Annotated in this window: 8 protein-coding genes; 6 read left to right on the top strand and 2 right to left on the bottom strand. The window is 41.0% G+C overall.

What is annotated here, in order from left to right; all coding sequences use genetic code 11:
- The first annotated feature begins 5 nt into the window (after positions 1–5).
- Positions 6–785 (top strand): amidohydrolase, encoded by a 780-nt coding sequence (locus tag GPM24_RS17450; protein WP_158828387.1) that lies wholly within the window; start codon positions 6–8, stop codon positions 783–785.
- Between the two features lie 99 nt (positions 786–884).
- On the top strand, positions 885–3,917 hold the full coding sequence (locus tag GPM24_RS17445) for a GH92 family glycosyl hydrolase (RefSeq protein WP_158828386.1): 3,033 nt from the start codon (positions 885–887) through the stop codon (positions 3,915–3,917).
- A gap of 56 nt (positions 3,918–3,973) precedes the next feature.
- On the opposite strand, the gene GPM24_RS17440 is transcribed toward GPM24_RS17445, so the two are convergent.
- Entirely contained in the window at positions 3,974–4,855 is an 882-nt protein-coding gene (locus tag GPM24_RS17440) for a polyphosphate kinase 2 family protein (protein WP_158828385.1), read from the bottom strand.
- Positions 4,856–4,958: 103 nt separating this feature from the next.
- Between GPM24_RS17440 and GPM24_RS17435 the strand changes: the two genes are divergently transcribed.
- The 4 genes from GPM24_RS17435 (at position 4,959) to msrB (ending at position 11,859) form a co-directional block, all read left to right on the top strand.
- On the top strand, positions 4,959–7,298 hold the full coding sequence (locus GPM24_RS17435; RefSeq protein ID WP_158828384.1) for a penicillin-binding protein 1A: 2,340 nt from the start codon (positions 4,959–4,961) through the stop codon (positions 7,296–7,298).
- A 69-nt stretch (positions 7,299–7,367) separates the two neighbouring features.
- Complete coding sequence (locus GPM24_RS17430) at positions 7,368–10,610, top strand: DPP IV N-terminal domain-containing protein (RefSeq protein WP_158828383.1); 3,243 nt, start codon at positions 7,368–7,370, stop codon at positions 10,608–10,610.
- A 219-nt stretch (positions 10,611–10,829) separates the two neighbouring features.
- A complete protein-coding gene (locus tag GPM24_RS17425; RefSeq protein WP_158828382.1) occupies positions 10,830–11,339 on the top strand; it encodes a fasciclin domain-containing protein in 510 nt (169 codons plus the stop codon).
- Between the two features lie 43 nt (positions 11,340–11,382).
- Entirely contained in the window at positions 11,383–11,859 is a 477-nt protein-coding gene (gene msrB / locus GPM24_RS17420) for a peptide-methionine (R)-S-oxide reductase MsrB (protein WP_158828381.1), read from the top strand.
- On the opposite strand, the gene GPM24_RS17415 is transcribed toward msrB, so the two are convergent.
- On the bottom strand, positions 11,849–12,205 hold the full coding sequence (locus GPM24_RS17415; RefSeq protein WP_158828380.1) for a GIY-YIG nuclease family protein: 357 nt from the start codon (positions 12,203–12,205) through the stop codon (positions 11,849–11,851). The genes msrB and GPM24_RS17415 overlap by 11 nt on opposite strands.
- Positions 12,206–12,289 lie beyond the last annotated feature (84 nt).

Raw genomic sequence — 12,289 nt, 5'->3', positions numbered from 1 at the left:
TCGTTATGGAAAACTTAAAAATCACTACTTACCAGGGCTATCTATTTTGGGAAAACATTGATAAAAATCTTCAAAATATATCTTTGAAGTTATCAGGTATTCGTACTAAAACTGATTTGATTGTATTGCCCGAAATGTTTAATACCGGGTTTACAATGGAAGCTGAGCGTTTGGCCGAACCTATGAACGGCAAAACCATGCAATGGATGCAAGCTACCGCACAAAAATATGAATGCGTAGTAACCGGTAGCCTAGCCATACACGATGGCGGAAAATACTATAACCGCTTAATATGGATGCGCCCCGATGGCACTTTCGAATGTTACGATAAACGCCATTTGTTTGCTTTGGGCAAAGAGCATCAAGTTTATACAGCCGGTAGTAAAAAGCTGCTGGTTGAATTAAAGGGATGGAACATCTGCCCAATGATTTGCTATGACCTTCGCTTCCCGGTTTGGATGCGAAATACGGATCCGAAATATGATTTACTGCTGGTTGTGGCAAACTGGCCCGAGCGTAGGGCTTTACACTGGCGTACGCTTATACCGGCACGCGCTGTAGAAAACCAAGCTTACGTTATTGGTGTAAACCGTGTTGGACATGACGGTAATGAGGTTTACCATTCTGGCGATTCGACGTGTATAGACCCAATGGGTAATGTTGTCTATTATAAACGTGACGAAGAAGACGTTTACACCTTCACCATCAATGGAGAGGAAGTTATAAAAACGCGCAGGGCACTTCCCTTTTTAAAAGACATGGAAAGTTTTCACTTTGACGAATAAAGCCATTTGCAACAAACAGAACCGCTTAACTTTGCCGTATTGTATGTAAGTAGTAAACTGCTTACCTTGCATTGCTAACCAAAAGGGTTACAACCATACATGCATTTTTACGATAAAGTATCTTGTACAACTTTGTTATGCTTAGCACTCTGTGCTTTAGGCATAACATCATCCGCACAAAAAAAGAAAGATAAAGATTACACGCTCCTAGTTAATCCCTTTATAGGTACGGGTGGACATGGACATACTTACCCAGGTGCCGTAATGCCATTTGGTATGGTTCAGCTTAGCCCGGATACTCGTTTAGAGGGATGGGACGGTTCGTCGGGCTACCATTATTCTGACACACTTGTTTATGGCTTTTCGCACACCCATTTAAGTGGAACAGGCGTGACAGACTACTGCGACATTTTGTTTATGCCTACCACCGGGCAACCTCAACTTAAAAATACAGACTATCGTTCCGGCTTCAAAAAATCAAATGAGGCAGCCTCACCAGGATATTACAGAACGCAGCTAGACAAATACAACATCAAGGTCGAGCTATCAGCTACCCAGCGCGCCGGTATACACAAATACACATATACATCTAGTAATGAAGGCAATATCATCATTGATCTACAGCATAACGACAAAGTGCTTAACTCCTGGATTGAAGTGGTTAACGATCACGAAATTCGCGGCTTACGACAATCAAAAGCGTGGGCTCAAAATCAATACGTATATTTTTACGCTAAATTTTCCAAGCCTTTTAAAAGTTATGGCATTGCTTTAAATGATGTGTTGCAACAAGGCCAAAAACGCGCAGAAGGAAAAAACGTAAAGATGTATGTGCAGTTTGAAAGTCCTAAAGAAGTAGTTGCAAAAGTGGGAATATCTGCTGTGAGTGCCGAGGGTGCTTTAAAAAATCTGGAAGCTGAAATACCTGACTTTGATTTAAAAAAGACACAAAAACAAGCCAAAGCTGCCTGGAACAAAGAACTGAATAAAATTGACGTAGAAGGCGGTGGCCCGCCTGTACAACAGCAGCAATACAACAGCTATGGTAACGGGGTTGCCACACCTCGCAAACAACCGCCCGGTACAGACTACTCAAAGGTTAAACAAACCATATTTTATACAGCATTGTACCATTGCATGCTGGCGCCTAACGTTTACAATGATGTTGACGGACAATACCGTGGGTTAGATGGCAAGGTGCACACTGCACAAGGTTTTAATTACTATACAGTTTTTTCGCTGTGGGATACCTTTCGTGCCGAGCACCCCTTACTGACACTAATAGACAGAAAGCGCACGCTGGATTTCATTAAAACATTTTTAGCAATGTATGATGAAGGTGGTTTACTGCCGGTATGGCCGCTAGCCAGTAATGAAACATTTTGCATGATAGGTAATCATGCTATTCCAGTTATTGTTGATGCTTATGCCAAAGGCATCCGTGATTTCGATGCAGAGAAAGCTTTTACTGCGATGAAATCGGCTGTTGACCGTAACCAATTTGGACTTGACACTTACCGAACATATGGCGCCGTTTTAGCAGACAGTGAAAATGAATCAGTTTCCAAAACACTGGAGTATGCCTACGATGACTGGTGTATCGCACAAATGGCGAAAATGCTCGGTAAACAATCAGATTATAATATATATATACAGCGTGCGCAATACTGGAAAAACGTTTATAACAACCAAACCGGCTTTATGCAGGCACGTTTAAACGGCAGCTGGTTCAGTCCGTTTGAGCCGACTGAAATTAACAAAAATTACACAGAAGGAAATGCGTGGCAGTACAGTTTTTTTGTACCGCAGGATATAGATGGGTTGATTGAGCGCATGGGCGGCAAAGACAAACTCGAAAGCAAATTAGACGAACTGTTTACCACTAACGCCAAACTAAGCGGCCATGAGCAAGCAGACGTAACCGGATTAATTGGCCAGTATGCTCATGGTAATGAACCAAGCCATCATATTGCTTATCTGTATAACTTCACCAACAATCCGGGCAAAACGCAGCTTAATTTAAACAACATTATATATAAGCAATACAGCAATAAGCCCGATGGCTTGGCCGGTAATGAAGATTGCGGCCAAATGTCGGCTTGGTATGTAATGAGCGCACTTGGATTTTATAACATAGCGCCTGGTCAGCAACAGTTCCAAATTGGAATGCCAAGGTTTGAGAAAGCTGTAATTAATCTCGAGAATGGCAAAAAGTTTACCATTCTAAACTCGGGCGTAGCTGTAAGCACCAACAATGTGTATTTGCAGGGAATGAACTTAAATAAAAACCCGTATTATAAATTAATATTAGATTATAAAAATATTGCCAACGGCGGGGATTTTGAGGTTTTTAGTGGCAGACTGCCTAACCAGCTATTTACGCAAGCACTTGAAAAGCCTGTGTCGCAAATAACCGACTCTCTAATTGTTGCTAATCCGTATTTTATTGGCAGCGCCCGCACGTTTAAGCAAGCCGCAACCATTGAAATTAAAGATTATGAACCGGATGCTAAATTATATTACACGTTGGATGGCAGCACTCCAACTACTGCAACAACCCTTTACAACAAGCCCATCAGTATCAGCGACAACACTTTAATCAAAGCAATTGCTGTTAAAAACGGAAAAAGCAGCTTAGTAAATAGTGGCACTTTTGTTAAAGCTAACAGCGATATGAAAGTGATTCAAGTAAGCAAATACCTTCCTAATTATGCAGCACAAGGCGACGAAAGTTTAGTTGACGGATTGACCGGCCAAACTAACTGGCGATTAGGCAATTGGCAAGGCTATCAGGGTAATGATTTGGAGGCTATTATCGATGTGGGCACTGTAAAACCAATTCATCAAGTTAGTCTTAACACTTTGCAGGATACTGGCTCATGGATCATATTTCCTAAATATGTCCAATACCAGGTATCAACCGATGGTAAGAATTATAGAACTGTTGCTACAGTGAATACTAAGATCAATGCAGAAGATACTAAGGTGCAAACCCAAAGTTTTGATAGTATGTTAAACACTAACGCTCGGTATATTAAGGTAATTGCTAAACAATACGGCCCGTTACCGGATTGGCACGAAAATAAAGGCAGTCTCTCATATATTTTTGCTGATGAAATAACCGTAAGGTAAGCAAATGCCTGCATGATAAACAATGCCTGATCGCGTTGTTTATCATGCAGGTTCTACTATTCTTCACTTTCCAGCAATCGCTTCACTTCTCCAAGCCTTTCCCTTTCTTCTTCAGGAAGTGTTGGGTATTGTAAGTTTAAGCTTTGTAAAGTGTCGTGTATTATGGTGGAAATGGCAATTCGGGTGAACCACTTCTTATCAGCAGGAATCACATACCAAGGAGTTTCTTCAGTAGCCGTTTCACCAATAGCTTCTTCATAAGCCTCCATGTATTCTTTCCAATGCTGCCGCTCTTTAATGTCGGCCGCCGAAAACTTCCAATTCTTTTCCGGTTCATTAATACGGGCTAAAAAGCGCTCTTTCTGTTCATCTTTAGACACGTGTAAAAAGAACTTAATAATAGTAATGCCGTTACGTGTCAAGTGCTTTTCAAACTCCCGGATGCTTTTGTAACGGTGCTTCCAAAACCTTTCATCTAAATCATCAGCGCTACTAATGCCCGGCAAATTTTCATTTAAAACGTACTCGGGATGAACTTTGGTAACCAGCACGTTTTCATAATGCGAACGGTTGTGTATACCAATGCGACCACGCTCGGGCAGTGATTTGTAATGCCGCCATAAAAAATCATGATCCAATTCCTCTGAACTTGGCTGTTTGAAACTGTAAACCTGGCAACCTTGCGGGTTAAGACCAGAGAAGGTATGTTTGATAGCGCTATCTTTACCTGCAGCATCCATAGCCTGAAATATGATAAGCAAACCATGGCGGTTATCCGCATACAACCTGGTATGTAATTCGTTAGTTTTTTTTATAAGACCGGCTAGCACTTCATCTGCATCTTCTTTTTTGTAACCTAGCGTCTCTCCGGTATCATAATCTTTAAGCGAGATCTTTTTGCGGTCAGATATTTTAAATTTGTTACTTACATTTTCCATAGATAAAAATAGCTTTGTACTTTATTAACTTAAAATTTACCGAATAGATTTTCGTTATTGATATTTATATCTAGTACCGATATATTTTTCACATATTTATCCAATGTTTAAACGTATCCGAAATCCCTTTCTGCGTTACTTTGTTATACTCCTCTACTTTGTAATCATCCTATTCTGCTCTATTGAATTAAACTTCTTAAACATGTTTGGCTACTCGCCTAGCCTACAGGATATTAAGAACCCCATCTTATCGGTAGCTTCAGAAGTTTACACGGCTGACGGCAAACTTTTAGCTCAATTTTATAAAGAAAACCGGTCGCCTATCGAATACAAAGATTTGTCTCCCAACCTCGTCAACGCATTAATTGCGACAGAAGATGTGCGCTTTTACAAACATCATGGTGTAGACTATTATTCCTTTTTTTCCAGCTTGGCATCAACAGCAAAAGGCGACAAGCGTGGTGCAAGTACAATCACCCAACAACTTGCTAAAAATCTGTTCAAAACCCGTAAACGTAAGTCACAAGGCGTTGTAAGGCATATACCCGTATTACGTACAGTGGTTTATAAGTTTAAAGAATGGCTAACTGCGTATAAAATTGAACATATCTACAACAAGCAGCAAATCTTAACCTTATATTTCAACACCGTACCGTTTGGCAATAATAGCTTTGGTATTAAAACTGCCACATTAAAGTATTTCAACAAAACGCCAAATGCTGTTACGCCAGCCGAAGCTGCCATGTTGATTGGCATGCTAAAAGCCACCTCCACATACAACCCTATCCGTAATCCCGAGCGTACATTGGAGCGTCGCAACGTGGTGCTGAGCCAAATGAATAAATATAAATTTCTATCGGATGCAGATTACAAAACTAATTCGGCACAACCGTTAAACTTAAATTTGAGCTATGTAGAAGAAGACGGTCAGGGCGACTCTTATCTGCGTCGCGCGGTAGAAAAATGGCTGGCTAAGTGGTTGAAGGAAAAAGATTACGACTTATACGAAGATGGCTTAAAGATATACACCACCATTGATTCACGCCTTCAGCAATATGCCGAAGAGGCCGTTGAAGAAAAAATGAAGATGCTTCAAAAGCGCTTTAATAATATCTGGCGAGGTAAAAACCCATGGCGTGATTCTAAAGGAAAAGAAATTGTAGATTTTATTCCTAAAGCGGAACAACGCTTGCCTATTTATAAAATTTTAGAAAAAAAGTTTAATGGCGACACCACCAAGATAAATGAGTACTTCAACACTAAGAAACGCATGAAGGTGTTTACTTGGAATGGTGAACAAGACACTACATTTTCTCCTGTCGACTCTATAAAATACTATGCCCGAATCCTTAATACAGGCATGATGTCTATCGAACCCACAACCGGTAAAATCAAAGTTTGGGTTGGCGGCATTAATCACAAATATTTCAATTACGATCACGTAAATCAGGCAAAGCGTCAAGCGGGATCAACATTTAAACCTTTTGCTTATTTAACAGCTATAGATAACGGCTTTACTCCTTGCGATAAGTTTACTGACAAACCGGTGTCTATCTCGTATACTGAAGATGGCAAACAAGAAGTTTGGTCGCCCAATAATGCCGACTTTCATTTTTCATACCGAGAAATGTCATTGCGCTGGGCCATGGGCAAATCGGTAAACTCCATTACCGCACAGCTTACCCAACAAGTGGGCTGGGATAAAGTGGTAGAATATGCACATAAGTGTGGCATAGAAAGTCCGCTGAAATCGGTACCTTCCGTATCACTGGGCTCTAATGATGTTTCGGTATATGAGATGGTTCGGGCTTATAGCACTTTCCTAAACAAAGGTGAACGTATTGACCCGTTACTCGTAACCAAAATCACAGATCATGATGATAAAGTATTGGAAGAATTTGAGCTTAAAACCACCAAAGTTTTAAGTGAAGAAACTGCCTGGCTGATGTTGTATATGTTCCGTGGTGGTATGGAAGAACCAGGCGGCACATCACAGGCTTTGTGGGAATATCCGGGACTTTGGAAAAAAGCGAGTAACCAAATAGGTGGCAAAACCGGCACATCGTCTGATTATGTGGATGGCTGGTATATGGGTATCACAAAAGACTTAGTTACAGGTGTTTGGGTAGGTGCTGATGACCGTAGCGTCCACTTTAATACATCCGAAAGTGGCGAAGGATCACATACTGCTTTACCGATATTTGGTAGCTTTATGGAACGAGTATATGCAGACCCTAAGTCCGGTTATCAGCCTGGGCCATTTCCAAAACCATGGGTAAAAATCACCAAATCGTACATGTGTGTATCGCCGCGGATATCCATAGATACAACATCTTCGGAAACTGATAGTTTGTCGGCACCAGAAGACACCACGTCGGCCACACCACAAACCGTAGAACCGCCTCAAACCCAACAGCAAAACCCACCTGCCGAAGATAAATAATAGTTGGGTAATGATTATATTGACACGGTTTAACACTTTTTAAAAAACAGTTATACCTTATTCATCCATATGAGCAACAATTACTTCACCGTAAGTAAAGCCAAAAAATATCTGGTGATTTTTACCTGTGTAATTAGTGCCTTGTTTTTAAGCAGTCAGGCGCGGGCGCAGTACTTTGGCCAGAATAAAGTGCGTTATAAAAATTTAAAGTTTAAGGTTTATAAAACACCGCACTTCGAAATTTATTATTACCTGAAAAACGACAGCCTGCTCAAGCGTTTCGCGCAGGAAAGTGAGTTGTGGTATACCCTGCATCAACAGGTGTTTAGGGATACTTTCAGACGCGCTAACCCAATCATTTTATATGCCGATCACCCCGACTTTCAACAAACCACTGCTATTGACGGTGATATTGGCGTGGGTACAGGTGGTGTTACCGAAGGTTTAAAAAACAGGGTGGTAATGCCTATTATGGAAACCAACCAAACAACCCGACACGTACTGGGACACGAATTGGTTCACGCTTTTCAGTACCATATGTTGCTGGTTAATGATACCAGCAGCTTAGGTAATATCAACAATTTACCCCTATGGATGATTGAAGGTATGGCCGAATATTTATCATTAGGTAAAAAAGATGCTTATACCGCTATGTGGATGCGCGACGCCTATTTGAACAAAGACATCCCGACTATACGTGATTTGACAGAAAGTACTAAGTACTTTCCTTACCGTTATGGAGAGGCATTCTGGTCATACCTGGGGTCAACTTACGGCGATAGTATTATTGTACCCTTCTTCAAAAATACAGCACGGTTTGGCTTAGAGTATGGAATACGCCGCACCTTTGGTTATGATGATAAAACCTTATCTAATCTTTGGAAAAACTCTATCATTTCCACTTATCAGCCATTCTTAAAAGACACTTTGCAAACACCAGTAGGAAAGCGAATTATCGACAGCAAAAACGGTGGTGAGATGAACGTAGCACCGGCTATCAGTCCGGATGGTAAATATCTTGCGTTCCTGTCCGAAAAAGATTTGTTTTCAATAGATCTGTTTTTAGCAGATGCACAGACGGGGCGAGTGATAAAGAAGCTTACCAGTAAAACGTCGAACACTCATATCGACGAATTTAACTTTATTGAATCAACAGGTGCATGGTCGCCGGATAGTAAAAGGTTTGCGTTTAGCGTATTTAGCGGCGGGCGCAACCGCATGCTAGTTGTTGAAGTACCCAGTGGACGCGTGCTTAGTAATTTATCTATGGGCAAGGCCGAGCAGTTTAGTAATTTAACCTGGTCGCCAGATGGTTCTCAGATAGCATTTCAAGGTCTTGCTAACGGTCACAGCGATTTATATCTATATAACTTCAGTTCCAAAAAGCTTACACAATTAACTGATGATAAGTATTCAGATTATCAGCCGAGTTTTTCAAGAGATGGAAAGAAAATAGTATTTTCGAGCGACCGTACTACCTACGACGCCTCTTTATCGCAAACGATATCATTCAATTTGGCCGAAATTGATCTGGCTACTTTGAAAGTAACCGATATCAAAGTATTTGACGGTGCCAACAACCTTAACCCGCAATACTCGGCAGACAACAGTAAAATATATTTTTTATCTAACCGCGACGGATTTAGAAACTTATACCGATATAGCAAAGCAAACGGTACCGTTGAACAGATGACCGATTTATTTACCGGTATCAGCGGCATCACTGAGTTTTCCCCAGCGCTTAGTATATCCAATAACGACGATGTGCTGTACTCCTACTATCGTTCTCAAAAGTATTCGCTGTACAACGCTAAAGCGTCCGACTTTAAACCAAAAGTTGTGGCCGGTGGAGAAACCAATTTCAGTGCCGCAATGCTGCCACCCTCAGGCGCAGTTGGTGTTGATTTGATTAACACCAATTTAAATAATTATCTGGCTTACCAACGCATTCCAGCCGACTCGATTCATAATGTTCCTTACAAACCACAATTTAAACTCGATTACTTGGCCAGTAGCGGCGTAGGTGTTGGTGTAAGCAGCTATTACGGTACGGGTTTGGCCAGTGGTGTTCAAGGCGTTTTCAGCGATATATTAGGTCGCAACCAAATCTATGCTGGTGCTGCTATTAATGGCGAGATTTACGATTTTGGTGCTCAGGTGCTTTATTTGAATCAAAAAGGCCGTTGGAACCTGGGTGTTGGTCTTTCACATATTCCATATCAGTATGGTAATTTCGGAAACCGACTTACTACCCTAAGTGTGAACGGTCAGGATGTACCTGCATATGAACAGTATACAGATATCATCAGAACCTTTGAAAGTTCAGGAAGAGTACTGGCGTCATATCCATTCTCTCGCTCCACCAGAGTCGAATTCGGTGCAGGTGCTTCTTATTATTCTTACCGTATACAGCGGTACAGCGAATATGCTCAGTACACAACCAGAAACGACAGCTTGATTTTAGGCAATTATTTAGGTCAAGATCGGCACACGGTATCACGCAGTGAATATCGTGACCAAAACAACATAGATTTGCGTCCGTTTGCAATATTCAATGTGAATACTGCTCTGGTTGGCGACAACTCATATTTTGGGATTGCAGCGCCGTTAAGCGGTTTCCGTTACCGCCTAGATGCGCAATATAACGTGGGGACATTTAAATTCTTTAGCCCAACCGTCGACTTAAGAAAATATGTGCGTACAAAGCCTGTTACTTTTGCTGGCCGGTTATACGGAACGGGCCGGTTTGGCAACACTGAGAATGCGCTCTATCCAATGTATTTAGGATACCCGTTTTTAATACGCGGATACGAGTATAGTAGTTTTTATAACAGAACAGGCAACACACAGCCTCGCTATTATGCTGATGCTAGTGCTATACCGCAAAGCAGCTTTGATATTAATCAATTATCCGGAAATCGTATTGCCGTAGCCAACTTTGAAATAAGGCTGCCCTTTACCGGACCTGAAAAACTGGCACAAATTAAGTCGAAATTTTTATTCACTGACTTAAACTTTTTCTTTGATGCTGGTTTAGCTTGGAACGCTGGTGATAAAATTGAATTTAAATCAAAGCCTACCCTTCTGCGTACCGAAAAATTAGTTAACAACAACGGTGTTCCAATTTTAGACACCAAAAATCAAGAACAATTTTACGGCATTTACTCGCGTGTACCTATCACTAGTGCTGGTGTATCACTAAGGGTAAATCTGTTTGGGTATCTGATTTTAGAGCCATATGTTGCGGTGCCCTTTACTCGTACAAGCGCAACCGGAGCGGTGTTTGGCTTAAACTTCGCACCAGGCTGGTAAGTGTTGATAATACGAAAAACAAAAAGCGGCTATTTAAGCCGCTTTTTTTATGCTTGTAAAACCAGATAACACTAATTAAGTTAATACACTTAATTGCTTATGTCTATGAAATATATTCTGATACTATTTTTGTTACTCTTTAGCGCTGCTACTTCATATAGTCAGAACGCCGTGCCCCGGGGATCATCATATCAAGACTCTGTACGATCTCAGCAATACGTGAAAAATGAACAGCGTTTATTGGACGGTGCAAAGATGAATTCCATAATGGATATTGTTGAAAATCTGACATCATCTAAATCACATACACTTTTTTTAGAATGCCTTCGCTCAGCCAGTTTAGTGGGCACATTTAAAAGCCGTGGACCACTTACTTTATTTGTACCAAACGATAGTGCCTTTGTTGAAAAATTTGGACAAGCGCGACTAGATAGTTTGCTAAAGCCAGCTCATAAATATGAGCTTAGCAATATTATTACCTACCATGCGGTTCCGGGCCGATTCAATGCAAAAGATATTGCCAAGCAAATAAAAGATGGAAAAGGAGAAGCTTCTTTTGTAACCTTGTCCGGAGGTAAAATAATAGCCCGACTTGACAGCAATCGGAATATTGTGTTGTATGATGAAACTGGCGGACAGAGCGTAGTAGCACAATTTGATGTTTTACAAAACAATGGCATACTACACGGCATTACAAACGTTTTAATACCAAAGGAAAAGGCTTTGTAACACCGCTTTAAATCTGGCGGTATTACAAATTCGTATATATGTTATGAAGAAGTTGAGTGTAATATTGTCTGTCGCTGCATTTGCAGCTATATTAAGTTGCCAGGATATAAACGGTCAAGCCCAGCAGCCAAAGGGGCCTAAGAGCAAACCGGTAGCAGAGTGGAAAAAACAACTAAATTCAAATACCTACCGCATAATGGTAGAAAAAGGTACAGAGCCGCCCTTTCATAACGCCTATTGGAACAATCACGAAAAAGGAGTTTATGTAAGCGCTGCAACCGGTGACGTGTTGTTTACATCAGACACCAAATTTGATAGCGGCACCGGCTGGCCCAGCTTTACCAAACCAGTAAGCAAAGATAAAGTGTTGCTGGTAACCGATGCTGATGGCGAACGCACCGAAGTAATGGAACGCAGCACTGGCCTGCACCTTGGGCACGTGTTTGACGACGGCCCTGCTAACAAAGGTGGCAAACGCTATTGTATGAATTCAGCTGCACTAAAATTCATTAAAGAGTAATTCCGCGACGGCTTGTAGCCAGTGCCGGACGCAAATGCGGACGAGTACGCAGATTGCTTTCTAAATTTAAGCCGATGGTCAGGTCTATCCAGTTAGGGTTTACAGATCTAATCATCTTTTCTTTTTGAGACCGGGTAAACGTGCTAACAAATTTGAAGCGCTCCATTGCCTGCTCTTCATTACTTATCTCTTCAAAATAAACCAAGCGGCTTAATTGCTGCGATTTGTCGAAAAACAACGTTGGCATATCCCGGTAAAACTGAACAGTTTTCATCATATCAGAGCAAAGTCCAACATGTAGATTGTTACGGTTTCTGTCGGTAATGATATAAATAAACTGTTTCATAATGATAATAAATTTTGCTGAATAAAAATTTCTTACTAATTTTATGAGCATAAAGTTACTAACAAATTTAGCAATTCCAAATTT

This window comes from Mucilaginibacter lacusdianchii, from assembly GCF_009770985.1.
Taxonomy (GTDB): domain Bacteria; phylum Bacteroidota; class Bacteroidia; order Sphingobacteriales; family Sphingobacteriaceae; genus Mucilaginibacter; species Mucilaginibacter lacusdianchii.
This window is presented reverse-complemented; position numbering and strand designations above follow the sequence as displayed.

Coding starts and splice junctions, on each gene's coding strand:
- GPM24_RS17445 (WP_158828386.1), top strand. CDS start 885: ATGCATTTTTACGATAAAGTATCTTGTACAACTTTGTTATGCTTAGCA.
- GPM24_RS17435 (WP_158828384.1), top strand. CDS start 4,959: ATGTTTAAACGTATCCGAAATCCCTTTCTGCGTTACTTTGTTATACTC.
- GPM24_RS17440 (WP_158828385.1), bottom strand. CDS start 4,855: ATGGAAAATGTAAGTAACAAATTTAAAATATCTGACCGCAAAAAGATC.
- GPM24_RS17415 (WP_158828380.1), bottom strand. CDS start 12,205: ATGAAACAGTTTATTTATATCATTACCGACAGAAACCGTAACAATCTA.
- msrB (WP_158828381.1), top strand. CDS start 11,383: ATGAAGAAGTTGAGTGTAATATTGTCTGTCGCTGCATTTGCAGCTATA.
- GPM24_RS17450 (WP_158828387.1), top strand. CDS start 6: ATGGAAAACTTAAAAATCACTACTTACCAGGGCTATCTATTTTGGGAA.
- GPM24_RS17430 (WP_158828383.1), top strand. CDS start 7,368: ATGAGCAACAATTACTTCACCGTAAGTAAAGCCAAAAAATATCTGGTG.